The organism is Cronobacter sp. JZ38, assembly GCF_008932145.1.
GTDB classification, from domain to species: domain Bacteria; phylum Pseudomonadota; class Gammaproteobacteria; order Enterobacterales; family Enterobacteriaceae; genus Cronobacter; species Cronobacter muytjensii.
Map to the genome: position 1 here is coordinate 2,973,060 of NZ_CP017662.1, position 25,318 is coordinate 2,998,377.

Sequence of the window (25,318 nt, forward strand, 5' to 3'; positions counted from 1 at the left end):
TGCGCAATCACACTTTACGAATACCTGCAAATATCGGGCGCGTCAATGCGCAAAATTCACGCCAATGTCATATTTGTGAGCTAGTTTGGATAAATTTTATACAAAAAATGAGGGTGCAGTGAGGTTATCTGACTGGCATAAAAGAGAAAGCCGCCGCCCTCTTTAAGCAGAAGACGACGGCTTTTTAGGGTCATTCAAATTTTTTATGGCTGGCGCGCCAGCTCATCCGCTATGGTTTTCGCCTGCTGCTGCCACGCTTGCGCGAGCGTTTTCACCATCGCGTCATAGCCATCCTGCTGCTGCTTAAGTTCAGTGTAGAAAGGCCGCTTAATAAGCTGACCTTTATGCTTAAGCAGCCACTCGCCGCTGACAATCACTCGCCCGTCATAGCGACCGTGAAAACCGGTCACGTTGACGTTCAGCGTATCCTGCTCCGCGCCGAGCGGTTGAGCGGAAACCACCCACCCAGGCAGCGTGGCGCTGAGATTCGTTACCAGCGTATTGCGTAACTGTTGATCCAGCGGACTCGCCCACAGGTTCTGGCTCGCTATCACGTACTGCACATCGGTGGTCTGATAGACGACACCATTGCCCGCCAGATAATCGGGCACCGCCACCTGCTCCACCCACAGCAGGCGCTGGCTGTTTGCCGGCGCGCTGTGTGTGACCGGCGCGGTGGACGCCGGAAGCTGATACCAGGTGGTTTCCTCAGTGCTGCTACAGGCGCTCAACAGCATAACAGCGGCTAGCGGGAGCCATTTTTTCATTCTTTTGCCCTCTTCGGCTGCGGATCCTTTTTCTCTTTCGATTCAAACACCAGCGCGTTGCTCTTCTCGTTAAGCGTACGCAACACCGGCTGAAGCTCGCGCAATACCTGATCCAGACGCTGCATATCCGCCACCATCTTGTTATAGGCGGCAGAACCTGGCTGGAAGCCCTGCATGCTGCGATTGAGTTCACGCAGCGTTTTCTGCATATCCGCTGGCAGCTCCTGCGCTGACTGGCTGGAGGTCAGCTGGTTAAGATTATCGAGCGTCGTTTGCAGACGGCGCATCGTGCGCTGGCTTTCCGAAAGCGTGTTGGTCGCCTGTTCGATCATCGGATTGAGCGGCAGATTGTTAATCTTATCCAGCGTATCCATCAGGCGCTGCTGGATTTGCGCCAGCCCGCTGCTCACGGTCGGGATCACCGGATAACCGTTGTAACTCGCAATTTTGGTCACCGGCGGCGCTTTCGGGTAGAAGTCGAGATCGACAAACAGCTGTCCGGTCACCAGATTGCCGGTTTTCAGTGTCGCCCGCAGGCCTTTTTTCATCAGATCATGCAGGTGATTCGCTACATCAGGATCTTCGCCAATCTGGTTGGCCAGACGCTCCGGCTCAATGCGCACCAGCACCGGAATGCTGTAATCGGTGTTCACCGCCTGACGCAGACCGGGCACGAAGAACGGCACCTGCGCGACGGTACCCAGACGAATACCACGGAACTCCACCGGCGCGCCCGGTTGCAGGCCGCGAATGGTGTCTTTGAAGAAGAGTAGATAATCGATATGTTCGGTGTAGAGCGATTCCTGAATGCTGCGCTGGTCATCATAGAGCGTAAACGCAGTTTTCTCGGCGACCGGCTGCCCCAGCTCCCAGCCATCCGGCACGTCAAAGCTGACGCCGCCGCTAAACAACGTGCTGAGCGATCCCATCTCCACCCGCATCCCCGATGAGCTCAGATCCACCGCGATCCCGCTATCTTTCCAGAAACGCACGTTGCTGGTCACCAGACGATCGTTTGGCGCGTTGATAAACAGCTGGTAGCTGATTGTGCGTTTTTGCGGGTCGAAAGTGCTGGTTTCCACCGAACCGACACGATAACCGCGAAACAGCACCGGATCGCCGGGGTTAAGCTGCCCGGCTTTGTTACTGTCGAGGATCACACGGATACCTTTGGCATCCGGCGGCGCCAGCGGCGGCGCGTCCAGCAGTTTATAGGACTCCGGCACACTGCCCTTCGAGCCCGGCTGCAGTTCAATATAGGCGCCAGAGAGCAGCGTATTGAGGCCGGTCACGCCCTCACGGCCGATCTGCGGCTTCACTACCCAGAAGACCGAATCTTCATAAAGCAGTTTTTCCATGCCTGGATTCATTCGCGCTTTAATCTCGACATGATGCAGATCGTCGGTCAGCACCGCGCTCTCCACGACGCCGACATCCACGCTGCGGCTTTTGATAGTGGTTTTACCGCCTTCAATGCCTTCCGCGTTGGTGGTCATCAGCGTTACTACCGGCCCCTGATGGCTGTAGTGATAAAACAGGATCCAGGCGCCGATAAGCGCGGTAATAATCGGGAAGATCCAGACCGGCGACCAGTTCTTTACCTTCTTAATCTTTGCTTCCCCGCGTTTATTTTCCATGTTCGGGTAACTCCTCATAGCTTGAATCAGGCTCACGGTCCCAGGAGAGACGCGGGTCGAAGGTCATTGCGGCGAACATGGTGATAATGACCACCATCGCAAACATTACCGCTCCCCAGGCCGGGTAAATATTCATCAGCGCGCCCATGCGCACCAGCGCGGAAAGTACCGCAATCACGAAGACGTCAATCATCGACCAGCGGCCGACAAATTCCACGATTTCATACATCAGGTGCATACGCTCTCGCTCCTGGCGCCCATAACCTTTGGCGTCCAGGCACAGCCAGCCAAGCGCAATCATCTTAAGCGTCGGCACCATAATGCTGGCGATAAAAATCACCAGCGCCACCGGGTACGAGCCGTCATTCCAGATGAGGATCACGCCCGCGATAATCGTGGAAGGCATTCTGTCGCCCAGCAGATCGGTAATCATGATGGGCAGCAGGTTCGCGGGCAGATAAAGCATAATGGAGCAGACCAACAGCGCGACGGTCCACTGAATACTGTTTTTGCGCCGGACGTGGCCGACGGTATGGCAGCGCGGGCAACGGCCATCGGTGCCAGACAGAATGGCGGTACAGCACGGGCACGCCCGCAACCCCTGCCGAATGCCGGCCACACCGACCTTAAGCGGCTGGGTTAACAGCGGCATCGGCGCGATATCATCCCAGAGCCAGCGGCGATCCACACACTGAAACGCGCGTAGCTGAAGCACGCAGAACAGACACCACGGGATAAAACTGCTGCCGATGCCGATATCGCCATATGCAATAAGCTTCACAAAGCTCACCAGCACGCCCGCGAGGAAGATTTCCGCCATGCCCCAACTGCGCAACTGAAACAGTACGCGCGCCATCGCAATTTTAAGACGCGGCGGCAGCGCAATGCGATTGACCAGCAGGATTATCGTGACCAGACAGAACGCGGGCACCAGCTGTACGAACAGCATGAACAGCGTGCCGAGGCTGGCATAATCTTCGTTAAACAGAACGCGGGGGATTTCCAGCAGCGTTACCTCACTGCTGACGCCCGCCGCTTCCATATTAACGAACGGAAAGAGGTTTGAGAGTAACAGCATGAACAACGCCGCCAGCGCATAGGCTGTCGGCCGCTGACGCGGCGCGGCCCATTCGACGGTCAGCGTAGTATCACAGCGGGGACAATGCGCTTTTTGCCCCGGCGCAAGCGCCGGGAGCTTTACCAGAAGATCGCATTGCGGACAGAGCATATGCTCTGCCGCATGATGACGTTCATGCATGCGGGTTCCTGAATAATCAGCTGTTTTTAAGTGACTCAAGGTATTCCCAGCGCTCGAACGCTTCTTCCAGCGCGGCTTCGGCGGCGCTCAGCTGCGCCAGCACATCCTGCGTAACATCGTGAGGCTGGTTAAAGAACGCCGCGTCGCTGACTTGCGCCTGCAGCGCTTCCAGCGTCGCCTCCAGCGTTTCCAGCCGGGCCGGCAACTGCTCCAGTTCGCGCTGCAAGTTATAGCTTAGTTTGTTGCTGCCTCGTTTGACAGTTTCTGCCTTCGCGTCCGCCGCCGCTTCGGCTTTCTTCGCGGCGGGCTGCTGCATCGCGCGCGATGACGCCTGCTGGCCGCGGGCATCATGGTAACCGCCGACATACTGCCCGATACGGCCTTCGCCTTCGAAAATCCAGCATTCGGTAACGGTGTTATCAACAAACTGACGATCGTGGCTCACCAGCAGTACCGTACCCTGATAGCCATCGATCAGCTCCTCCAGCAGTTCGAGCGTTTCCACGTCGAGGTCGTTGGTCGGTTCATCGAGGATCAGCAGGTTGCTGGGTTTCAGGAACAGGCGGGCCAGCAGCAGGCGGTTACGCTCGCCGCCGGAAAGCGCGCGTACCGGCGTCATGGCGCGTTTCGGATGGAACAGAAAGTCCTGGAGGTAGCCGAGCACGTGGCGCGGCTTGCCGTTCACCATCACTTCCTGTTTGCCCTCAGCGAGGTTATCCATCACGGTACGTTCCGGATCCAGCTCGGCGCGGTGCTGATCGAAATACGCCACCTCTAATTTGGTGCCGCAGTGCACGCGACCGCTGTCGGCCTTAAGCTGGCCAAGCATCAGTTTCAGCAGCGTGGTTTTCCCGCAGCCGTTCGGCCCAACCAGCGCAATTTTATCGCCGCGCTGTACCTGGGCTGTGAAATCCCGCACCAGCGTTTTATCGCCGAGACGGTAATTCACATTTTCCAGCTCAAAGACGATTTTGCCGGAGCGGGTCGCCTCTTCGACCTGCATTTTCGCGCTGCCCATCACTTCGCGGCGCTCGCCGCGCTCGCGACGCATCGCCTTCAGCGCGCGTACGCGGCCTTCATTACGGGTGCGGCGCGCCTTGATGCCCTGACGGATCCAGACCTCTTCCTGCGCCAGCTTGCGGTCGAACTCAGCGTTTTGCAGTTCTTCAACGCGCAGCGCTTCTTCTTTGGCCACCAGATATTTATCGTAATCGCCCGGATAGGAGACCAGCTTGCCGCGGTCAAGATCGACAATGCGCGTCGCCATGTTGCGAATAAAGGAGCGGTCGTGCGAAATAAACACGATGCTGCCGGAGAACGACTTCAGGAAGGTTTCCAGCCAGTCGATAGTTTCGATATCCAGGTGGTTGGTCGGCTCGTCGAGCAGCAGGACACGCGGCGCGCTCACCAGCGCGCGCCCCAGCGCCGCTTTACGCAGCCAGCCGCCGGACAGCGACGCCAGCGGCGTATCCGCGTCCAGCTCTAACTGCGCCAGCACTTCGGTGATGCGGTTTTCAAGCTGCCATAAGTCGTGATGCTCCAGCATCTCCTGAACGCGCGCCAGCTCCGAAAGATTTTTATCGCTCGGGTCAGTCATCACCAGGTGCGAAATCTGGTGATAGCGCTTAAGGTATTCCGCCTGCTCCGCTACGCCTTCGGCAACGAAGTCATACACGCTACCGGCCACGTTGCGCGGAGGATCCTGCTGCAGACGCGCCACCACCAGATCCTGTTCATAGACCAGGCGACCATCGTCCAGCGGCAGTTCGTGGTTAAGAATTTTCATCAGGGTCGATTTCCCGGCCCCGTTGCGCCCGACCAGACAGACGCGCTCATTTTCTTCGATATGCAGTTCGGCATTATCGAGCAGCGGCGCATCGCTAAAGGAGAGCCAGGCGCCATGCATACTGATTAACGACATAATTCTTTAGTCCTTGGTCTGGTGGGTTACGAGCCAGCAATTATGGATCTGGCGGTTGCGCGCGAAGTCCTGAGAGAGCGTTTTTTGTGTAATGTCTTGCGCTTTCAGGCCCAGGGCCGCAAGCCCTTCGTGATCCATCCTGAACCCACGCTTGTTATTGGAAAACATAATCGTCCCGTCGCGACGCAGCAGGCGTTTGAGATCTTTCATCAGACGCAAATGATCGCGCTGCACGTCGAACGTCTCTTCCATACGTTTGGAGTTCGAAAACGTCGGGGGATCGATAAAGATCAGATCGAACTGCTCGTCACTTTCGGCAAGCCAGCTCAGGCAGTCAGCCTGAATCAGGCGATGCGCGCGACCGCTCAACCCGTTGAGACGCAAATTGCGCTCAGCCCATTCCAGATAGGTGCGCGACATATCCACCGTAGTGGTAGAGCGCGCGCCGCCGAGACCTGCATGTACGCTGGCGCTGCCGGTGTAGGAAAAGAGGTTGAGGAAATCTTTTCCTTTGCTCATCTGGCCGAGCATACGGCGCGCGATACGGTGATCGAGAAACAGGCCGGTGTCGAGATAATCCGTCAGGTTCACCAGCAGCCGTGCGTTAAACTCGTTGACTTCCATAAACTCGCCCTTCTGGGCCAGTTTTTCATACTGATTTTTACCTTTCTGACGCTCGCGGGTTTTCAGCACCAGTTTGTTAGGCGCGAGGCCCAGCACAGAAAGGGTGGCTGCAATCACGTCAAAAAGGCGCTGACGGGCTTTTTCCGGCTCAATCGTTTTTGGCGGCGCATATTCCTGAATCACAATCCAGTCTGCGTAGCGGTCCACCGCGACGTTGTAATCCGGCAGGTCGGCATCATACAGGCGATAACACTCGATGCCTTCCTGTTTCGCCCACTTCTCCAGCTTCTTCAGATTTTTACGCAGGCGATTAGCGTAATCTTCCGCCACCTGCGCCGGAGCCGCGCCCGGCTGGGTCGGCGCCAGACGATAGTTTTTCTGCACGCAGTCCAGCGGGCCGTTTTTGGCTTTGAACTGGCGATCGGCGCGCAGTTGCAGGCAGCTCAACAGTTCCGGCGAGGCGCTAAACAGCGACAGATTCCAGCCGCCAAACTGGTTTTTCATAATGCGGCCCAGCAGGCTGTGCAGCGCGATCAACGCCGGTTCACTCTCCAGTCGCTCGCCGTATGGCGGGTTGCTGATAACGGTGCCGGTGGGGCCTTCTGGCAGCGGATTAGTCAGTTGCGCCACATCCTGCGCCGAGAACGTAATGATGTCGGCAAGGCCCGCGCGACGGGCGTTGGTGCGGGCGCGTTCAATCACGCGCGGATCGTTGTCGGAGCCGTAGAAGCGAGAACCATATTCGCTGAGACCACGACGGGCGCGTACCTGCGCTTCGGTTTTCACCGCTTTCCATACAGTTTCGTCATGCTGCGCCCAACCGTTAAAGCCCCAGTGAGTGCGATGCAGGCCCGGCGCACGATCGGTCGCGATCATCGCCGCCTCAATCAACAGCGTGCCGGAGCCGCACATCGGGTCGAGCAGCGGCGTGCCGGCTTCCCAGCCAGAGCGCATCACAATGGCCGCCGCCAGGTTTTCTTTTATGGGTGCCTGTCCGGTGCGATCGCGATAGCCGCGCTGGTGCAGGCCTTCGCCGCTAAGATCGATGGCAATGCTGGCGGTGTCTTTATTCAGCCAGACGTTAATGCGCAGATCCGGCAGCTCGCGATCAACGCTCGGGCGCGGCAGGTTTTTACGGGTGAAAGCGTCAACAATCGCGTCTTTAACTTTCATTGCGCCGTACTGGCTGTTGCGAATGGTGTCGTTAAGACCGCTGAAATGAACGGCGAACGTGGCGTCGGGCGCGAAAATGCTCGTCCAGTCGATAGCCTGAACGCCCAGATAGAGGTCCAGGTCGCTGTAGACCGCGCATTCGCCGAGCGGCAGAAGAATACGCGACGCCAGGCGGCTCCACATCAGGCTTTGATAAACCAGAGCCGCATCGCCCTGAAAATGCACGCCACCCTGAACCACCTGGCACTCCTGCGCGCCCAGGTTTTCCAGTTCAGTTTTTAACAGCTCTTCGAGCCCACGCGCCGTACTGGCAAACAAAGCATTCATATCGTCACTTCAGTAAAAAGAAAATTGTGGCGCATTATAGCCAATCCGCCACGCATGTCATAAAGTTGCCCTTCTATTTCTTATGCCGGGAGGGCTCACGCCATGGTTTTATCACAGCTTTTTATTCATCCGGTGAAATCAATGCGTGGATTGCAGGTCTCTCACGCGCTGGCAGACGTCAGCGGTCTGGCGTTTGATCGCGCGTTTATGGTGACGGAAACGGATGGCACCTTTATTACCGCGCGCCAGTTTCCGCAAATGGTGCGCTTTACGCCTGCCCTGCTGCCGGATGGCCTGCATCTTACCGCGCCGGATGGCAGCAGCAGCGCCATTCGCTTCGCCGATTTCCTGCCCGTGGCCGCGCCCACCGAAGTCTGGGGCAACCATTTCACCGCGCTTATCGCGCCGGACGCTATAAACCAGTGGCTGAGCGGCTTTTTTGGTCGTGACGTCCAGCTGCGCTGGGTCGGCCCGTCGCTCACACGCCGCGTAAAGCGTCATCCGGAAGTACCGCTCGGTTTCGCCGACGGCTACCCGTACCTGCTCGCCAATGAAGCCTCTTTGCGCGATTTGCAAAAGCGCTGTCCGGCAGGCGTCGCCATGAATCAGTTTCGCCCCAATCTGGTGGTGACTGGTGTTGACGCCTGGGCGGAAGATACCTGGAAAGTCATTCGCATCGGCGAGGTCGTTTTTGACGTCGCCAAACCGTGCAGCCGCTGTATTTTTACGACCATCAGCCCCGAGCGGGGACGCAAGCATCCGAGCGGCGAGCCGCTGGCGACGCTGCAAAAATTCCGCACGGCGCTTGATAACGGGGATGTCGATTTCGGTCAGAATCTGATTGCCCGCAACCGCGGCGTCATTCGCGCGGGCGATTGCGTGGAAGTGCTGGCGACCGGCCCGGCACGCCCGTATGGCGCAGGCGATGTGGAAGAGCGCGTGGCACCGGCCACTGCCGCGGCGGCGCAGGTGTCGATAGAATGGGAAGGCAAGCGCTTTGATGGCAATAACCAGCAGGTCGTGCTGGAGCAACTGGAGCAGCAAGGGATCCGGGTGCCGTACTCCTGCCGCGCCGGGATCTGCGGCAGCTGTCGCGTAACGCTGCTGGAAGGTCAGGTGACGCCGCTTAAGCAGAGCGCGCTGGGCGATGACGGCACCTTCTTAAGCTGTAGTTGCGTGCCGGCGGGCGCGGTGCGGCTCGCTCGTTAAACAGCCTGATCAAGGCTCAACTGCGGCGCACACGCCAGCGGTTTGAGCCTGTCGTTCATGATTTTAATCGCGTCCCCTAACTGCATTGCGCGGCCTGCGAGCGTCAACACTGGCTGCGCCAGCAGGCAGAGCGTGGCGTTATCGCCCGGCTCCACCACCAGCAGGCTCACCGCCTCACCGCTGTCGCTCAGCCATACGCAGGCCGCATCGCCACAGCCAGGCAGCCACTCTTCGTCATGCGCTAAAAAGTGCCAGCTTTTCGGCATCTGGGGTTTGAGGAAACGGATGGCGACCAGCGCGTTCAGCACCAGTTCGGCGCGCTGCTCAGCGGCGAGAGGCAATTCACGGCATTTTTCATCGAAGGAAAACCAGAGCGCGGCGTCATCGACGCAGAATCTGGAAGGATCGAACGCGTCTGGTGTGAGCATTTTGCGGGCGAAACGCGAGCGAAACAGCATGCCGTTGGCCAGATCGAGCATCATCCGGTCGTGCTCATTATCATAATACCAGCGCCAGTTGTCGTCCGGCTTTATACGCATTGTCATCCCCCTACCGCTCTGAAACTAAAAATATTTCCTTTATTTTGCCGCTTCGTTTATTCCCTCATTAATCTAAGACTATGACGTTTAAATTAGCAACAACCGCGGAATATAAAACAACCAGGGCTGAAAATAAAGCCCTGGTCGTCCTGGATAAGGAAATGCTTAAAGGTGGGTCACAATTTCTTTGACGAGCGGCGGGCCTTTAAAAATAAAACCGGAATAGATCTGAATAAGCGAAGCGCCAGCCGCCATTTTTTCACGCGCGGCGATAACAGAATCAATCCCGCCGACGCCGATAATGGGCAGGCGTCCTTGCAGCTCCTGATTTAACAGGCGAATGATTTCTGTGCTTTTTAATTGCAGAGGACGCCCGCTTAATCCGCCGGTTTCATCGCAATGTTTCATGCCCTGCACGAGAGTACGATCGAGCGTGGTATTGGTGGCTATTACCCCGTCGATATTATGCCGTACCAGGCTGTCGGCGACCTGGATCAATTCTTCAATGGAAAGATCCGGCGCGATCTTTACCGCAACCGGCACATATTTATGATGCTTTTGCGAAAGCTGCTGCTGCTGCGCTTTAATCGCGCCGAGCAGATCGTCCAGCGCATCGCCATATTGCAGCGAACGCAGACCGGGGGTATTCGGTGAAGAGATATTAATGGCGATGTAACCCGCATAAGGAAACACCTTTTCCATGCAGATCAGATAGTCATCTTTCCCCTGCTCCACCGGCGTGTCTTTATTTTTGCCGATATTAATGCCGAGCACGCCGTCAAAGTGCGCTCTTTTAACATTCTCCACCAGGTTATCCACGCCGGGATTATTAAAGCCCATGCGGTTAATCAGCCCCTCCGCCTCCACCAGACGGAAGATACGCGGCTTGTCGTTGCCCGGCTGCGGACGCGGCGTTACGGTGCCGATTTCGACCGAGCCGAAACCCAGCGCGCCGAGCACATCGATGCACTCGCCGTTTTTATCAAGGCCTGCGGCAAGCCCCAGCGGGTTTTTAAACGTCAGCCCCATACAGGTGACCGGTTTCGCCGGCACGTTCTGGCGCATCAGCGCCTCAAGAGGCGTGCCCGTAATACGGCGCATTTGCTGGAAGGTAAATTCGTGAGCGCGCTCGGGGTCGAGCTGAAACAGGGCTTTTCGAACGAAGGGGTAGTACATGAACTCTCCTGGATTCCCGGTATGCAAACCGGGGCGCTATTATCTGCGATCCGCTTCACAAAGGGAATTGACCTGCGGCAAAAAAGACCGGCACAGGCAAACGTTTTCTTCCCGCCGCGCTGATTATGCGTTTTTCGGCAAAGTATCGCCGAAATTTTTAGTTTCTCGCCGCGCGCCCCTCTGCCACTATCCTCTCATATTGTTATTAATGTTAACTGAAAACTTACTTTTGGTTATAAGGAGGTGGTATGCGGGTTATTACTCTGGCGGGAAGTCCACGTTTTCCGTCACGCTCCAGCGCCCTGCTCTCTTATCTCGCAGGCGAACTGACCCGGCTTGATGTTGAGGTTTGCCACTGGCATATCCAGAATTTCGCCGCCGACGATCTCCTTTACGCCCGTTTTGACAGCCCCGCGCTGCTCACGCTTATTGAACAGCTACAGCAGGTGGACGGCGTGATTATCGCAACACCCATTTATAAAGCGTCCTTTTCCGGCGCGCTGAAAACGCTGCTCGATCTCCTGCCCGAACGGGCGCTTGAGAAAAAAGTGGTGCTGCCCGTCGCGACAGGCGGTTCGGTCGGCCATCTGCTGGCGCTCGACTACGCCCTTAAGCCGGTGCTGAACGCCCTCAAAGCGCAGGAGATCCTGCACGGCGTCTTCGCCGACGACAGCCAGGTGCTCGATTACCATCACCAGCCGCGCTTTTCGCCGCTGCTGCAAACGCGTCTTGACGAGGCGCTGGACACTTTCAGGCAGGCGCTGACGCGCCGTCATCAGGCGCCCTCTGCGCCGCACTTCACAAGGAGAACGTTACATGCTTAATCTTTTGCGCCGTCACGCCGCGCCGCTGCTGGCAGTAAGCTTCACGCTCTTCGCCGCAGGCGCCAGCGCCGCCGCGCCGCAGCCCGAGGCGCTACGCATCGGGTATCAGAAAGGCTCCGTGAGCATGGTGCTGGCGAAAAGCCATCAGCTGCTGGAAAAACGTTATCCGCATACCAAAATCAGCTGGGTTGAATTCCCGGCGGGCCCGCAGCTGCTGGAGGCGTTAAACGTGGGCAGTATCGATCTCGGCAGTACCGGCGATATTCCGCCGATATTCGCGCAGGCAGCCGGCGCGGATCTGGTGTATATCGGCAGCGAGCCGCCAAAACCGAAAGCCGAAGTACTGCTGGTGGCTGAAAACAGTACGATTAAAAGTGTCGCCGACTTAAAAGACCATAAGGTCGCCTTCCAGAAAGGCTCCAGCTCCCACAACCTGCTGCTGCGCGCGCTGCAAAAAGCCGGGCTGAGCTTTCAGGATATCCAGCCGGTCTATCTGACGCCCGCGGATGCGCGCGCCGCCTTCACGCAGGGCAACGTCGACGCCTGGGCCATCTGGGACCCGTACTACTCCGCGGCGCTGATTCAGGGCGGCGTGCGGGTGCTGACCGACGGCACCGATCTTGACCTCACCGGCTCGTTCTATCTCGCCTCCCGCCCGTACGCGCAGAAATATGGCGCGTTCCTGTCCGGTGTGCTGGACAGCTTCAGCGAGGCGGACGCACTCACCCGCAGCCAGCGCGCAGAGAGCGTGAAGCTGTTTGCGCAGAGCATCGGCCTGCCCGTGCCGGTGATTGAGCGCTATTTCGATCACCGCCCGCCGACCCGCATCACGCCCGTCAACGAAGAGACCGCCGCGCGCCAGCAGCACACTGCGGATCTGTTTTATGACAATCATCTGGTACCGAAAAAAGTCGATATCCGCAGCCGCATCTGGACCGGCGCAACCGAAGGAGAGAAATCATGAGTCTGAATCTGTTCTGGTTTTTACCGACCCACGGCGACGGCCACTATCTCGGCAGCGACGCAGGCGCCCGCCCGGTCGATCACGGTTATCTGCAACAAATCGCGCAGGCCGCCGACCGCCTCGGATTTACCGGCGTGCTGATCCCGACCGGGCGCTCGTGCGAGGACGCCTGGCTGGTCGCCGCGTCCATGATCCCGGTAACCCAGCGGCTCAAATTTCTGGTGGCGTTGCGCCCGTCAGTGGTGTCGCCGACCGTAGCAGCGCGCCAGGCGGCAACGCTCGACCGGCTTTCGAACGGCCGCGCGCTGTTTAACCTGGTGACCGGTAGCGACCCACAGGAGCTGGCGGGCGATGGCGTTTTCCTCGATCACACCGCCCGTTACGAGGCATCAGCGGAATTTACCCGCGTCTGGCGCCGTCTGCTGGAAGGCGAAAAAGTCGATTTTGACGGCAAGCATATCAAGGTGCGCGGCGCGCAACTGCTGTTCCCGCCGGTGCAACAACCGCGCCCGCCGCTCTATTTTGGCGGATCGTCGGACGTAGCGCAGGATCTGGCCGCCGAACAGGTCGATCTCTACCTGACCTGGGGCGAGCCGCCGGAACAGGTAAAAGAGAAAATCGCCCAGGTACGCGCCAAAGCCGCGGCCCACGGGCGCACGGTGCGCTTTGGCATTCGCCTGCATGTTATTGTCCGCGAAACTACGGAAGAAGCCTGGCAGGCCGCCGACCGGTTGATCGCCCATCTCGACGACGAGACGATCGCCAAAGCGCAGGCGGCGTTCGCGCGTCAGGATTCCGTCGGCCAGCAGCGGATGGCCGCGCTGCACGGCGGGCGTCGCGACCGGCTGGAAATCAGCCCCAATCTGTGGGCAGGCGTAGGTCTGGTCCGCGGCGGCGCAGGCACAGCGCTGGTGGGCGACGGCCCGACGGTCGCGGCGCGAATTAATGAATATGCGGCGCTCGGTATCGACAGCTTTATTCTTTCCGGTTACCCGCATCTGGAAGAGGCGTATCGGGTGGGCGAACTGCTGTTCCCGCACCTGGATGTCGCTATTCCTGACGTGCCGCAACCGCGCGCGCTGGCCGCGCAGGGCGAGGCGGTGGCGAATGAGTTTATTCCGCGCCGGGTGGCGCAGAGTTAAGGAGGCCGCATGGCAAGCGCTTCGCAAAAATGGCTCCAGCGCGCCGCGCCGTGGGCGCTGCCCGTGGGCGTGCTCGTCGTCTGGCAGTTCGCCTCTCAGGCAGGCTGGCTCTCCACGCGCATTCTGCCGTCACCGGAAAGCGTGGCAGAGACCTTCTGGCGGCTGACCGCCAGCGGCGAGCTCTGGCAGCATCTGGCGATCAGCAGCTGGCGCGCGCTGGTGGGATTTTCCATCGGCGGGCTGATTGGCCTGACGCTTGGGCTTATCAGCGGGCTGTCGCGCTGGGGCGAACGGCTGCTCGACAGCTCGATCCAGATGCTGCGCAACGTGCCGCATCTGGCGCTGATCCCACTGGTGATTTTGTGGTTCGGCATCGACGAAAGCGCCAAAATTTTCCTGGTGGCGCTCGGCACGCTGTTTCCGATTTACATCAACACCTGGCATGGCATTCGCAATATCGACAGCGGACTGCTGGAAATGGCGCGCAGCTACGGGCTTTCCGGATTCAGCCTGTTCCGGCAGGTGATTTTGCCAGGCGCTCTGCCCTCGATGATGGTTGGCGTGCGCTTCGCGCTCGGGCTGATGTGGCTGACGCTTATCGTGGCGGAAACCATTTCGGCGAACTCCGGCATCGGCTATCTCGCGATGAACGCACGTGAATTTTTGCAAACCGACGTCGTGGTGGTGGCCATTATTCTCTACGCCCTGCTCGGCAAGCTTGCGGATCTCAGCGCCCGTGCGCTGGAACGTATCTGGCTGCGCTGGCACCCCGCTTATCAGCTTAAGGAGGCGAACGCATGACGACCGCACGACTTAACCAGGGTACCCCGCTGCTGCTGGAAGGCGTAACCAAACGCTACGGCGCAAAAACCATTCTTAACGGGCTGGACCTCCATATTCCCGCCGGGCAGTTTGTGGCGGTGGTCGGGCGCAGCGGCGGCGGCAAGAGCACGCTGTTGCGTCTGCTCGCCGGGCTCGAAACACCCAGTGCCGGGGCGCTTCGCGCGGGCAACGCGCCGCTTTGCGAAGCCCAGGACGACACCCGAATGATGTTTCAGGATGCGCGCCTGCTGCCGTGGAAAAAAGTGCTCGACAATGTCGGGCTGGGGCTGAAGGGCGACTGGCAGCCTGCGGCGCGCCAGGTACTGGACGAAGTGGGGCTGGCCGACCGCGCAGGCGACTGGCCTGCTGCGCTGTCGGGCGGCCAGAAGCAGCGCGTGGCGCTGGCGCGCGCGTTAATCCATCGCCCCGGCCTGCTGCTGCTCGACGAACCGCTTGGCGCGCTGGACGCCCTGACGCGTCTTGAGATGCAGGCGCTGATTGTGTCGCTGTGGCGCGAGCATGGGTTTACGGTGTTGCTGGTGACGCATGACGTGAGCGAAGCGGTGGCGATGGCGGAGCGGGTGTTATTAATTGAAGAAGGAAAAATCGGGCTTGACCTGACGGTGGATTTGCCGCACCCGCGCCGCCACGGCACGCCGCGTCTCGCGGAGCTGGAAGCCGAGGTGCTGGATCGGGTGATGCGTAAAACGCCTGCGCCCATACGGGTGGTTAAAGCGGGATAACAGGGTCAGGAAAAAGAAAGACGGTTATTTACAGAACGCGAAAGTTTTATATAAAGAAGGCGGGTGCGCTACGCTCACCCGCCCTGTGAATACACGCGTTTTATCTGTAAGGCGGATAAGCGAAGCGCGCCCACCCTCCTCACTTCAACAACCGCATCACGCCAGCGCTTTGCTCACCTTTTCATACAGGTCGCCAGAGAGCTTCGGCAGCGCTTTCAGCTCCTCCAGCGCCGTACGCATCAACGCCTGACGTTTGGCGTCATAACGCTTCAGACGGATTAGCGGCTCAATCAGACGCGACGCCACCTGCGGGTTGCGGGTGTTGAGCTCGGTCAGCATCTCCACCAGGAAGCGATAGCCGCTGCCATCTTCGGCATGGAACGCCGCCGGGTTGTTGGTGGCGAATGCGCCGACCAACGCACGTACGCGGTTCGGATTGCCGAGGCTGAACGAGCGGTGCTCCAGCAGGGCACGCACCGTGCTGACCACATCTTTCGCCGGGCTCATCGCCTGCAGCATAAACCACTTATCCATGACCAGACCGTCGTGGTGCCACTTGTCGTCATATTCGGCGAGCAGCGCGTCGCGTCCCGGCAGCTGTGCGGCGACGGCCGCAGCCAGCGCTGCCAGCGCGTCAGTCATGTTGTCAGCGTCGTGATACTGCGTCGCAACCAGCTTATCGGCCAGCTGCGCGTCGCCGAAGGCCAGATAGTGCAGGCAGGTGTTACGCAACGCGCGTTTGCCAATATCTGCATGATCGATACGGTAACCGGTGAGCTTATGCGCGTTGTAAACCGCCAGCAGTTCATCGGCAAGCTCAGTGGCGAGCGTGCGGGTCAGCGCGTCGTGCACCGCCGCAATAGCCTGCGGATCGATGATCTGGAACAGCTCGGCGATTTCATTTTGTGACGGCAGCGTCAGGATCTCCGCCGCCAGCGCCGGATCGATGGTTTCATCAAGCAGGATCGCGCGGAAGGCGTCCGCCACATGCAGCGGCAGCGACAGCGGCTGTTGCTGCTGATAACGCGCCACGTTCAGTTTGATATGGGTCGCGAGCAGGCTCTGAGCCGCGTCCCAGCGCGAGAAATCGTTACGCGCGTGGCGCATCAGGAACGTCAGTTGCTGATCGCTCCATTTATATTCCAGTTTCACCGGCGCGGAGAATTCACGCAGCAGTGACGGCACCGGCTGGAAGTAAACGTTATCGAAAACAAACGTCTGCTCCGCCTGCGTCAGGTTCAGCACGTGATGTACCGGGTGGCCATCTTTTTGCAGCGGAATGACGTTGCCTTCGTTGTCATACAGTTCGATGTCGAACGGAATATGCAACGGCAGTTTTTCCGGCTGGTCCGCCGTCGGCGGCGTGCGCTGGCTTAGGGTCAGCGTGTACTGCTCGGTTTGCGGATTGTAGTCATCCTGCACGGTAACAATCGGCGTGCCGGACTGGCTGTACCAGCGACGGAAATGTGAAAGATCGACATTGGACGCGTCTTCCATCGCCTGCACGAAATCGTCGCAGGTAGCCGCGCTGCCGTCGTGACGCTCGAAATAGAGCTGCATGCCTTTCTGGAAATTCGTTTCGCCAAGCAGCGTGTGGAGCATGCGGATCACTTCCGACCCTTTCTCATACACGGTCAGGGTGTAGAAGTTGTTCATTTCGATGACCATGTCCGGGCGAATCGGGTGCGCCATCGGGCTTGCGTCTTCGGCGAACTGCATCGCGCGCATGGTGCGCACGTTGCTGATGCGGTTGACCGCGCGGGAGCCGAGGTCAGAGCTGAATTCCTGGTCACGGAACACCGTCAGACCTTCTTTCAGGCTCAACTGGAACCAGTCGCGGCAGGTGACGCGGTTGCCGGTCCAGTTGTGGAAATATTCATGGCCGATAACGCGCTCAATATTGAGATAGTCTTTATCGGTCGCGGTTTCGGCACGCGCCAGCACGAATTTAGAGTTAAAGACGTTAAGCCCTTTGTTCTCCATCGCGCCCATGTTGAAGAAATCGACGGCGACAATCATATAAATGTCGAGATCGTACTCCAGACCGAAACGCTCTTCGTCCCATTTCATGGAGTTTTTGAGCGAGGTCATCGCCCAGCTGGCGCGGTCCAGATTGCCGCGATCCACATACAGCTCCAGCGCCACGTCACGTCCGGAACGGGTGGTGAAGGTATCGCGCAGCACGTCGAAATCGCCTGCCACCAGCGCAAACAGGTAGCACGGTTTCGGGAAGGGATCTTCCCACTGCATCCAGTGGCGGCCATCGTCCAGTTCGCCCTGCGCCACGCGGTTGCCATTCGAGAGCAGATACGGGTAGGTCGCTTTATCGGCGATGATTTTGGTCGTGAAGCGCGCCAGCACGTCCGGGCGGTCCAGATACCAGGTAATATGACGGAAACCTTCCGCTTCGCACTGGGTGCAGAGCGCCACGCCGGACTGATAAAGTCCTTCGAGCGCCGTATTCGTTGCCGGATGGATGTCATTGACGATGGTTAGCGTGAAGCGCTCAGGCAGGTTTTCCAGCACCAGCGCGCCCTCTTCCAGGCGGTGATGCGGCCAGGGTTTGCCATCCACGTCGACCGAAATCAGGGTAAGGTCTTCGCCGTCCAGACGCAGCGGCGCGTTCTCCGCCACGCGGCGGTTGACCTGACTGACTGCCGTGACCCGCGTTCTGGCGGCGTCGAGGTCGAAGGTCAGATCAATATCGGTAATCAGGTAATCCGGCGCACGATAGTCGTGGCGGTATTTTGCTTGTGGCTGTTGAGTCATAAAAAACCTTATCCAGGGTCCGTATGGTTACGTCTCCAGTCTATTCCTGTTGCGTTAATGTTGCCACGCAGAATCTTTCACTTTTCAGGGGCTACCGGGCAGATTGCTACATTTAAGTAACATGCGGCACAAATTGCCCTCGACCCGCTTCGCCGGTTGTGTTGTGATCCTGCTTCAATAAACCGATAATCAGGGTATACTCCTGCGTCTTTATCTGCTTATGCCACTGATAGACACGCGCCTGTGAGAGGATGCCAGTTCGCACCATGACACAATACGCTTCCCCCCTATTGCAAACGCTGCTGGATACGGACGCCTATAAGCTGCATATGCAGCAGGCGGTTTTTCACCACTATTATGACGTGCATGTCGCAGCGGAATTTCGCTGCCGGGGTGACGATCTGTTGGGCATTTATGCTGAGGCAATCCGCGAACAGGTCGATGCCATGCAGCATCTGGCGCTTTCTGACGCGGAGTTTCAGTGGCTCTCGGGCCTACCGTTTTTCAAAGCGGACTATTTAGCGTGGCTGAAAAATTTCCGCTACGACCCGTCGCAGGTGCAGATCCGCAACGAGGGCGGCAAGCTTGATATTCGCTTAAGCGGCCCGTGGCGCGAAGTGATTATGTGGGAAGTACCGCTGCTGGCGGTAATAAGCGAACTGGTGCATCGCTACCGTTCACCGGAAGCGAGCGTTGAGCAGGCGCTGGCGCATCTGGAAGTCAAATTGCAGGATTTCCGCGCCATGACCGACGGGCTGGATCTCAGCGCGTTCCGCCTGATGGATTTCGGCACCCGGCGTCGCTTCTCGCGTGAGGTGCAGCAGGCGATTGTCGAGCGTCTCCAGCAGGAGCCGTGGTTTATCGGCACCAGCAACTACGATCTCGCCCGCCGTCTCTCCCTGACGCCGATGGGCACGCAGGCGCATGAATGGTTCCAGGCGCATCAGCAAATCAGCCCTGACCTCGCCAACAGCCAGATTGCCGCCTTGCAGGCATGGCTTGATGAATACCCGGATATGCTTGGCATCGCGCTCACCGACTGCATTACGATGGACGCTTTCCTGCGCGATTTCGGCCCGGAATTCGCCGGGCGTTATCAGGGGCTGCGCCACGACTCCGGCGACCCGGTGCAGTGGGGCGAAAAAGCCATCGCCCATTATCAGCAGCTCGGCATTGATCCGCTCAGCAAAACGCTGATTTTCTCTGATAATCTCGATTTCGCGAAAGCCATTGAACTCTACCGCCACTTCGCCGACCGCGTGAAACTTGGCTTTGGCATCGGCACCCGCCTGACCTGCGATATTCCGCATGTTAAGCCGCTGAATATCGTGATTAAGCTCGTGGAGTGTAACGGCCGCCCGGTCGCGAAGCTTTCCGACAGCCCTGGCAAAACCATCTGTCACGACAAAGCGTTTGTGCGCGCGCTGCGCAAAGCGTTCGACCTGCCGCAGGTGCGAAAAGCAAGCTGATGTTTTCCCTCAGGGAGCCGCGCGCTCCCTGCTTTCCCTGCCCGTTTCCGATTTCTTTTTCCCGCATCGCGAATTCTGCTTGTCTGATGGCGTATGCCAGGTAACATAGATATCCCCCCGTCCGGGTGGAAAATGTTATTTTTGACCATTAACCAGAGAGATAATTATGAGCGTTGTGCCTGTAGCCGACGTACTCCAGGGCCGCGTTGCCGTTGACAGTGAAGTCACCGTGCGCGGGTGGGTGCGTACCCGAAGAGATTCAAAAGCTGGCATCTCCTTCCTCGCCGTTTATGACGGTTCCTGCTTTGATCCGATACAGGCTGTCATCAATAATTCTCTGCCCAATTATAATGAAGAGGTGCTGCACCTCACGACGGGCTGCTCGGTTATCGTCACCGGCAAGGTGGTCGAATCCCCGGGCGAAGGCCAGAGCTTCGAGCTGCAGGCGACCCAGGTAGAAGTCACCGGCTGGGTGGACGATCCGGACACCTACCCGATGGCGGCCAAGCGCCACAGCATCGAGTACCTGCGTGAGGTCGCGCATCTGCGTCCGCGCACCAACCTTATCGGCGCGGTTGCCCGCGTGCGTCATACGCTGGCGCAGGCGCTGCACCGTTTCTTCCACGAGCAGGGCTTTTTCTGGGTATCTACCCCGCTGATTACCGCTTCCGATACCGAAGGCGCCGGTGAGATGTTCCGCGTCTCGACGCTGGATCTGGAAAACCTGCCGCGCGATGGCCAGGGCAAAATCGATTTCGATAAAGACTTCTTCGGCAAAGAAGCGTTCCTGACCGTTTCCGGCCAGCTGAACGGCGAAACTTACGCCTGCGCGCTGTCGAAAATTTACACCTTCGGCCCGACGTTCCGCGCCGAAAACTCCAACACCAGCCGCCACCTGGCCGAGTTCTGGATGCTGGAGCCGGAAGTCGCGTTCGCTAACCTGAACGACGTGGCGGGTCTCGCGGAAGCGATGCTGAAATATGTCTTCAAAGCCGTGCTGGACGAACGCATGGATGACATGAAGTTCTTCGCCGAACGCGTGGATAAAGAAGCGATTGATCGCCTGGAGCGTTTCATTTCTGCCGACTTCGCGCAGGTGGATTACACCGACGCGGTCGCCATCCTTGAGAAATGCGGCGAGAAATTCGAGAACCCGGTCTACTGGGGTGTGGATCTGGCGTCCGAGCATGAGCGTTATCTCGCCGAGAAACACTTTAAAGCGCCGGTTGTCGTGAAAAACTACCCGAAAGACATCAAGGCGTTCTATATGCGTCTTAACGAAGATGGCAAAACCGTGGCGGCGATGGACGTTCTTGCGCCAGGTATCGGTGAAATCATCGGCGGATCCCAGCGTGAAGAGCGCCTTGACGTGCTGGACGCGCGTATGGAAGAGATGGGCCTTAATAAAGAAGACTACTGGTGGTATCGCGACCTGCGCCGTTACGGCACCGTGCCGCACGCCGGTTTTGGTCTTGGCTTTGAACGTCTAATCGCCTATGTGACTGGCGTTCAGAACGTGCGTGATGTCATTCCCTTCCCGCGTACCCCGCGCAACGCGAATTTCTGAGTTTTACAGGGCCAGCTTGCTGGCCCTTTTTCTGCCCGCTCGCCTGTTGTCCATTTTTTATTACATTTCCCGTTCATTTTCGTTTGTATAAAAATTAATCATTTCTCTGATGGCGAATTTTTATACCGCTTCGCTATAGCACATTTGGACACATCTTCCACAGACATCCGGACTTCTATCCGGCTTATCCAGTAAAACTCGCCTTGCGCTTACAATTGTATAAAAATGCAGCTTAGACAAATTAATGATAAGTTTTTCATATATATAAGAAAGGAATGGGCGAAATTTATTCACTTAAGTAATAAATTTGAGGTCTCTCACAAAGTTCCCTTCCATTAATAAATTCTTACACAATATTTCTTTTTGTTACCTGATTTAGACATTTGTAGCACTTTCCGTGTAGCGAAACGATTATATGAATGGAAAGATGCCAGACAGACACAGAAAGACACCAAACTCTCATCAATAGTTCCGTAATGAATTATTGACGGCAGTGGCAGGTGTTCAAAAAAACCAATGAGGGTAATAAATAATGATGAAGCGCAATATCCTGGCAGTGGTTATCCCTGCCCTGCTGGTAGCCGGTGCAGCAAACGCTGCTGAAATCTATAACAAAAACGGCAACAAACTGGATCTTTACGGTAAAGTAAACGCCGAGCATGATTTCGTGACCTCTGGCGATAACACCAATAACGCCGATGCCACTTATGCTCAACTGGGCTTCAAAGGCGAAACCCAGATCAACGATCAGATTACTGGTTTCGGCCAGTGGGAATACCGTACCTATGCTAGCGACGCGGAAGCTGAGCAGGGTGCCAACAACTCCAGCCGTACACGTCTGGCTTTTGCTGGTCTGAAATTCGCTGATGCAGGTTCTATTGATTACGGCCGTAACTACGGTGTTGTTTATGACGTAGAATCCTTCACCGATATGGCACCGACCTGGTCTGGTGAAACCTGGGGTGGCGGTTATACCGATAACTTTATGACCAGTCGTTCTACTGGCCTGCTGACCTACCGTAACAGCAATTTCTTTGGCCTGGCCGATGGCCTGAGCTTTGCCATTCAGTACCAGGGTAAAAACGAACGTGATGATCTCCGTCGCGCTAACGGCGACGGCGTAGGTTACTCACTGGGTTATGATTTCGGTGAAGGCTTCAGCGTTATCGGTGCATACAGCAACGCTAACCGTACTCTTGATCAAAAAGATGACGGTAAAGGCGATAAAGCCGAAGCATGGGCTTTCGGCGCGAAGTACGATGCAAACAACCTGTACCTGGCAGCAGTGTATGCAGAAACGCGTAACATGAGCATTCTGGCTAACAGCTATGCTGACAATACTTCTTCTGCTACATCCTATCCGGATGAGTACTACAACGTAGCGAACAAAACCCAGAACTTTGAAGTGATTGCTCAGTACCAGTTCGACTTCGGTCTGCGTCCGTCCATTTCTTACGTACAGTCTAAAGGTAAGGACCTGAGCGCGAACCCTTACAACGGTTCTGGCTTTACCGGTGGCGATGCTGACCTGGCTAAATACATCGAAGTTGGTACTGCTTACTACTTCAACAAAAACTTCAGCGTATCTGCTGACTACCGTATCAACCTGCTGGACGAAGACCAGGCTGAACGCACTGGCGGCGGCTGGGTTGGTACCGACGACCAGCTGGGCCTGGCGGCAGTTTACCAGTTCTAATCAGCACAACCTTGTTGTCTGATAGCGAAAAAACAGGGCTTCGGCCCTGTTTTTTTATGGGTAAAAGAAAATTCTGCCGACTTTTGCGATCCAAGTAACTTTTCCGGGCAAACGGTTGGCATTTTGTAAATCTCCCGTTAACCTGATAGCGAATTTCCCTTCTGAAATCACAATGGAACCTCGTCATGTTTGAGAACATTACCGCCGCCCCAGCCGACCCGATCCTTGGCCTGGCCGATCTGTTTCGTGCCGACGACCGCCCGACCAAAATTAATTTAGGCATTGGTGTTTACAAGGATGAAACCGGTAAGACCCCGGTTCTGACCAGCGTTAAAAAAGCAGAACAATATCTGCTGGAAAATGAAACCACCAAAAACTACCTCGGCATTGACGGTATTCCCGAATTCGGCCGCTGCACGCAGGAATTGCTGTTCGGTAAAGCAAGCCCGGTTATCAGCGACAAACGCGCCCGCACCGCGCAGACTCCAGGCGGCACCGGCGCGCTGCGCGTCGCGGCGGATTTCCTCGCGAAAAACACCGACGTGAAACGCGTCTGGGTCTCTAACCCGAGCTGGCCGAACCATAAAGGCGTGTTTAACTCCGCCGGTCTGGAAGTGCGTGAATACGCCTATTACGACGCCGCCAACCACACGCTCGATTTCGACGGCCTGTTAAACAGCCTGCAGGACGCCCAGGCAGGCGACGTGGTGCTGTTCCACGGCTGCTGCCACAACCCGACCGGCATCGATCCGACGCTTGAGCAGTGGGAACAGCTGGCGAAGCTGTCCGTTGAGAAAGGCTGGCTGCCGCTGTTCGACTTCGCCTATCAGGGCTTCGCCCGTGGTCTGGAAGAAGACGCCGAAGGCCTGCGCGCATTCGTCGCCCTGCATAAAGAGCTTATTGTCGCGAGCTCGTTCTCGAAAAACTTCGGTCTGTACAACGAGCGCGTGGGCGCCTGTACGCTGGTGGCGGCGGATGCCGAGGCGGCCGATCGCGCATTCAGCCAGATGAAATCCTGCATTCGCGCCAACTACTCAAACCCGCCGGCGCACGGAGCCTCCGTGGTCGCGACCATTCTCAGCAATGACGCGCTGCGCACCATGTGGGAGCAGGAACTGACCGATATGCGCCAGCGCATCCAGCGTATGCGTCAGCTGTTTGTGAACACGCTGGCCGAGAAAGGCGCGAACCGCGATTTCAGCTTTATCACCAAACAGAACGGCATGTTCTCCTTCAGCGGTCTGACCAAAGAGCAGGTGCTGCGTCTGCGTGAGGAGTTTGGTGTGTACGCGGTCGCATCAGGCCGTGTCAACGTGGCGGGCATGACGCCGGATAACATGGCGCCGCTGTGCGAAGCCATTGTCGCTGTGCTGTAATGAGAGCGTAAAAGCAAAAGGGCCGCACTGAGCGGCCCTTTTTGTTGGAGGCAAATTACCAGACCGGCATTTCATCCTGCAGGAAAGGATTATGCAGACGCTCATGACCGAGCGTGGACATCGGGCCGTGGCCAGGAATAAAGGTGACGTCATCGCCGAGCGGCAGCAGCTTACGCTTGATGGAATCGATCAGATGACCGTGATCGCCGCGCGGAAAATCGCTGCGCCCCACCCCGCCTTTGAATATCACGTCGCCGGAAACCAGCAGACGTGACTGCGCGTCGAAAAAGACGATATGGCCCGGCGTGTGGCCCGGACAGTGCAGCACGCTAAGCGAAATATTGCCAACGCTCACCGTGTCGCCTTCATTGAGCCAGCGGTCTGGCGTCAGCGGCTGACACTCATCGAGCCCGAACATACGGCTCTGGGCCGGTAAGCCCTGCAGCCAGAACTCATCTTCTTTTTCCGGGCCGATAATGGGGATGTCGTAGTGCGCCGCAAGCTCTGCCGCCGCGCCGACATGGTCAAGGTGACCATGTGTCAACAGGATCTGCTGCAGCGTGACGCCCTTCTGAGCGACCTCTTCCTTGATACGCTGCGCGTCGCCGCCGGGGTCCACCAGGGCTGCCTGTTGCGTCTCCTCACACCAGATTAACGAGCAGTTCTGGGCGAACGCCGTTACCGGAATAATATGATAGTTCATACCGCTCCTTTTACCCGGCGCGCTGCCGGGGTCGTTAATTACCAGTGCCTTAGCGGCCCGGTATCAATATGCACAAAGTTACTGCTGGGGTAGTATCCTACACCACCGGCGCGCAGAGATAACGCCGCTTTGCGAATATTGCTTAACGAAATACCTTCGATATGAAAATCCATCGCCTGGCCTTTGGTGTGGTAGCTGTGCTTTGCCACGCCGCGGCTTTTGGATCGCAGCTCGTTATTGGTATCAACGGAGCGATAGCCGGAGATCAGCTGTACCGGCTTGCGGGTGCCGAGCAGGCCCTGCAAACGGAACAGCTGGTCAAATAAACGGGGGTCGATCGCTTTTACCTTATTTGCCCGGTAATCACGAAAGAAATGGTTAAGCTTTGCTAATTCATCCTGAATATAGCCCCGGCCATCGAAAAATTCGGCCTTAATCGATTCGCCGGTATGTAAGTTATTCAGCGTAAGAATACGCGGTCGCGGCGTCGACAGAGTAGCAAACGCAGGCGTGGGCAGTATTGCAGCGCCTAAAGCGGCGCCGCCAAACGCCAGCAGTTTGCGGCGGTGAGCGTCAATTTTATCCATGATATTCAGGTCTACAATCAATATG

Annotated in this window: 20 protein-coding genes; 10 read left to right on the forward strand and 10 right to left on the reverse strand. The window is 57.5% G+C overall.

Translation table 11 applies throughout. The features are described from left to right. Positions 1 to 203: 203 nt before the first annotated feature. From pqiC to rlmKL, 5 genes are read right to left on the reverse strand one after another with little or no spacing between them, the layout of a single operon-like run. Complete coding sequence (gene pqiC, locus BJP61_RS14210) at positions 204 to 767, reverse strand: membrane integrity-associated transporter subunit PqiC (RefSeq protein WP_038863763.1); 564 nt, start codon at positions 765 to 767, stop codon at positions 204 to 206. Then, a complete protein-coding gene (gene pqiB / locus BJP61_RS14215; protein WP_038863765.1) occupies positions 764 to 2,404 on the reverse strand; it encodes an intermembrane transport protein PqiB in 1,641 nt (546 codons plus the stop codon). Before pqiB ends, pqiC begins: the two co-directional genes overlap by 4 nt. Then, positions 2,394 to 3,662 carry a membrane integrity-associated transporter subunit PqiA gene (gene pqiA / locus BJP61_RS14220; protein WP_038863767.1) on the reverse strand — a complete coding sequence of 423 codons (1,269 nt, stop codon included), beginning with the start codon at positions 3,660 to 3,662 and terminating at the stop codon, positions 2,394 to 2,396. The genes pqiB and pqiA overlap by 11 nt, the downstream gene beginning before the upstream one ends. Before the next feature lie 16 nt (positions 3,663 to 3,678). After that, the gene (locus tag BJP61_RS14225; RefSeq protein ID WP_171998582.1) at positions 3,679 to 5,583 is read right to left on the reverse strand and encodes an ABC transporter ATP-binding protein; all 1,905 of its coding nucleotides are present in this window, start codon (positions 5,581 to 5,583) and stop codon (positions 3,679 to 3,681) included. 6 nt (positions 5,584 to 5,589) lie between these two features. Then, complete coding sequence (rlmKL, locus tag BJP61_RS14230) at positions 5,590 to 7,707, reverse strand: bifunctional 23S rRNA (guanine(2069)-N(7))-methyltransferase RlmK/23S rRNA (guanine(2445)-N(2))-methyltransferase RlmL (RefSeq protein WP_161581773.1); 2,118 nt, start codon at positions 7,705 to 7,707, stop codon at positions 5,590 to 5,592. Between the two features lie 102 nt (positions 7,708 to 7,809). Between rlmKL and BJP61_RS14235 the strand changes: the two genes are divergently transcribed. After that, on the forward strand, positions 7,810 to 8,916 hold the full coding sequence (locus BJP61_RS14235; RefSeq protein ID WP_171998583.1) for a YcbX family protein: 1,107 nt from the start codon (positions 7,810 to 7,812) through the stop codon (positions 8,914 to 8,916). On the opposite strand, the gene BJP61_RS14240 is transcribed toward BJP61_RS14235, so the two are convergent. Then, a complete protein-coding gene (locus BJP61_RS14240; protein ID WP_171999339.1) occupies positions 8,913 to 9,455 on the reverse strand; it encodes a cell division protein ZapC in 543 nt (180 codons plus the stop codon). The genes BJP61_RS14235 and BJP61_RS14240 overlap by 4 nt on opposite strands. A 165-nt stretch (positions 9,456 to 9,620) precedes the next feature. Further along, positions 9,621 to 10,631 carry a quinone-dependent dihydroorotate dehydrogenase gene (pyrD, locus tag BJP61_RS14245; RefSeq protein ID WP_171998584.1) on the reverse strand — a complete coding sequence of 337 codons (1,011 nt, stop codon included), beginning with the start codon at positions 10,629 to 10,631 and terminating at the stop codon, positions 9,621 to 9,623. Positions 10,632 to 10,879: 248 nt separating this feature from the next. On the opposite strand from pyrD, the gene ssuE reads away from it, so the two are divergent. The 5 genes from ssuE to ssuB are packed head-to-tail and all read left to right on the forward strand — an operon-like array spanning position 10,880 to position 15,126. Beyond that, positions 10,880 to 11,455 (forward strand): NADPH-dependent FMN reductase, encoded by a 576-nt coding sequence (ssuE, locus tag BJP61_RS14250; protein ID WP_171998585.1) that lies wholly within the window; start codon positions 10,880 to 10,882, stop codon positions 11,453 to 11,455. Beyond that, a complete protein-coding gene (locus tag BJP61_RS14255) occupies positions 11,448 to 12,419 on the forward strand; it encodes a sulfonate ABC transporter substrate-binding protein (protein WP_171998586.1) in 972 nt (323 codons plus the stop codon). Before ssuE ends, BJP61_RS14255 begins: the two co-directional genes overlap by 8 nt. Further along, positions 12,416 to 13,561, forward strand: a complete 1,146-nt coding sequence (ssuD, locus tag BJP61_RS14260) for an FMNH2-dependent alkanesulfonate monooxygenase (protein WP_075193854.1) — start codon at positions 12,416 to 12,418, stop codon at positions 13,559 to 13,561. The genes BJP61_RS14255 and ssuD overlap by 4 nt, the downstream gene beginning before the upstream one ends. A 9-nt stretch (positions 13,562 to 13,570) precedes the next feature. Then, complete coding sequence (gene ssuC / locus BJP61_RS14265) at positions 13,571 to 14,362, forward strand: aliphatic sulfonate ABC transporter permease SsuC (protein ID WP_161579326.1); 792 nt, start codon at positions 13,571 to 13,573, stop codon at positions 14,360 to 14,362. After that, positions 14,359 to 15,126 (forward strand): aliphatic sulfonates ABC transporter ATP-binding protein, encoded by a 768-nt coding sequence (gene ssuB, locus BJP61_RS14270; protein WP_171998587.1) that lies wholly within the window; start codon positions 14,359 to 14,361, stop codon positions 15,124 to 15,126. Before ssuC ends, ssuB begins: the two co-directional genes overlap by 4 nt. A 156-nt stretch (positions 15,127 to 15,282) precedes the next feature. Here the strand turns inward: ssuB and pepN are convergent, their stop codons facing one another. Continuing rightward, positions 15,283 to 17,895: an aminopeptidase N gene (gene pepN, locus BJP61_RS14275; RefSeq protein ID WP_171998588.1), complete on the reverse strand. Its 2,613-nt coding sequence runs from the start codon at positions 17,893 to 17,895 to the stop codon at positions 15,283 to 15,285. A 266-nt stretch (positions 17,896 to 18,161) separates the two neighbouring features. Between pepN and pncB the strand changes: the two genes are divergently transcribed. From pncB to BJP61_RS14295, 4 genes are all read left to right on the forward strand, one after another. Continuing rightward, positions 18,162 to 19,364 (forward strand): nicotinate phosphoribosyltransferase, encoded by a 1,203-nt coding sequence (gene pncB, locus BJP61_RS14280; RefSeq protein WP_038863785.1) that lies wholly within the window; start codon positions 18,162 to 18,164, stop codon positions 19,362 to 19,364. Positions 19,365 to 19,530: 166 nt separating this feature from the next. After that, on the forward strand, positions 19,531 to 20,931 hold the full coding sequence (gene asnS, locus BJP61_RS14285; RefSeq protein ID WP_038863786.1) for an asparagine--tRNA ligase: 1,401 nt from the start codon (positions 19,531 to 19,533) through the stop codon (positions 20,929 to 20,931). Between the two features lie 532 nt (positions 20,932 to 21,463). Then, entirely contained in the window at positions 21,464 to 22,627 is a 1,164-nt protein-coding gene (locus tag BJP61_RS14290) for a porin (RefSeq protein ID WP_275940621.1), read from the forward strand. A gap of 185 nt (positions 22,628 to 22,812) precedes the next feature. Beyond that, on the forward strand, positions 22,813 to 24,003 hold the full coding sequence (locus BJP61_RS14295; RefSeq protein WP_171998589.1) for an amino acid aminotransferase: 1,191 nt from the start codon (positions 22,813 to 22,815) through the stop codon (positions 24,001 to 24,003). 55 nt (positions 24,004 to 24,058) lie between these two features. Here the strand turns inward: BJP61_RS14295 and BJP61_RS14300 are convergent, their stop codons facing one another. Both BJP61_RS14300 and BJP61_RS14305 read right to left on the reverse strand, forming a co-directional pair. Continuing rightward, the gene (locus BJP61_RS14300; RefSeq protein ID WP_075193848.1) at positions 24,059 to 24,706 is read right to left on the reverse strand and encodes an MBL fold metallo-hydrolase; all 648 of its coding nucleotides are present in this window, start codon (positions 24,704 to 24,706) and stop codon (positions 24,059 to 24,061) included. 38 nt (positions 24,707 to 24,744) lie between these two features. Then, on the reverse strand, positions 24,745 to 25,293 hold the full coding sequence (locus BJP61_RS14305; protein ID WP_032805302.1) for a YcbK family protein: 549 nt from the start codon (positions 25,291 to 25,293) through the stop codon (positions 24,745 to 24,747). Positions 25,294 to 25,318: the final 25 nt, after the last annotated feature.

Excerpts from the sequence above, each read along its gene's own strand:
- pqiC (WP_038863763.1), bottom strand. The coding sequence starts at position 767 with ATGAAAAAATGGCTCCCGCTAGCCGCTGTTATGCTGTTGAGCGCCTGT.
- pqiB (WP_038863765.1), bottom strand. The coding sequence starts at position 2,404 with ATGGAAAATAAACGCGGGGAAGCAAAGATTAAGAAGGTAAAGAACTGG.
- pqiA (WP_038863767.1), bottom strand. The coding sequence starts at position 3,662 with ATGCATGAACGTCATCATGCGGCAGAGCATATGCTCTGTCCGCAATGC.
- BJP61_RS14225 (WP_171998582.1), bottom strand. The coding sequence starts at position 5,583 with ATGTCGTTAATCAGTATGCATGGCGCCTGGCTCTCCTTTAGCGATGCG.
- rlmKL (WP_161581773.1), bottom strand. The coding sequence starts at position 7,707 with ATGAATGCTTTGTTTGCCAGTACGGCGCGTGGGCTCGAAGAGCTGTTA.
- BJP61_RS14235 (WP_171998583.1), top strand. The coding sequence starts at position 7,810 with ATGGTTTTATCACAGCTTTTTATTCATCCGGTGAAATCAATGCGTGGA.
- BJP61_RS14240 (WP_171999339.1), bottom strand. The coding sequence starts at position 9,455 with ATGCGTATAAAGCCGGACGACAACTGGCGCTGGTATTATGATAATGAG.
- pyrD (WP_171998584.1), bottom strand. The coding sequence starts at position 10,631 with ATGTACTACCCCTTCGTTCGAAAAGCCCTGTTTCAGCTCGACCCCGAG.
- ssuE (WP_171998585.1), top strand. The coding sequence starts at position 10,880 with ATGCGGGTTATTACTCTGGCGGGAAGTCCACGTTTTCCGTCACGCTCC.
- BJP61_RS14255 (WP_171998586.1), top strand. The coding sequence starts at position 11,448 with ATGCTTAATCTTTTGCGCCGTCACGCCGCGCCGCTGCTGGCAGTAAGC.
- ssuD (WP_075193854.1), top strand. The coding sequence starts at position 12,416 with ATGAGTCTGAATCTGTTCTGGTTTTTACCGACCCACGGCGACGGCCAC.
- ssuC (WP_161579326.1), top strand. The coding sequence starts at position 13,571 with ATGGCAAGCGCTTCGCAAAAATGGCTCCAGCGCGCCGCGCCGTGGGCG.
- ssuB (WP_171998587.1), top strand. The coding sequence starts at position 14,359 with ATGACGACCGCACGACTTAACCAGGGTACCCCGCTGCTGCTGGAAGGC.
- pepN (WP_171998588.1), bottom strand. The coding sequence starts at position 17,895 with ATGACTCAACAGCCACAAGCAAAATACCGCCACGACTATCGTGCGCCG.
- pncB (WP_038863785.1), top strand. The coding sequence starts at position 18,162 with ATGACACAATACGCTTCCCCCCTATTGCAAACGCTGCTGGATACGGAC.
- asnS (WP_038863786.1), top strand. The coding sequence starts at position 19,531 with ATGAGCGTTGTGCCTGTAGCCGACGTACTCCAGGGCCGCGTTGCCGTT.
- BJP61_RS14290 (WP_275940621.1), top strand. The coding sequence starts at position 21,464 with ATGATGAAGCGCAATATCCTGGCAGTGGTTATCCCTGCCCTGCTGGTA.
- BJP61_RS14295 (WP_171998589.1), top strand. The coding sequence starts at position 22,813 with ATGTTTGAGAACATTACCGCCGCCCCAGCCGACCCGATCCTTGGCCTG.
- BJP61_RS14300 (WP_075193848.1), bottom strand. The coding sequence starts at position 24,706 with ATGAACTATCATATTATTCCGGTAACGGCGTTCGCCCAGAACTGCTCG.
- BJP61_RS14305 (WP_032805302.1), bottom strand. The coding sequence starts at position 25,293 with ATGGATAAAATTGACGCTCACCGCCGCAAACTGCTGGCGTTTGGCGGC.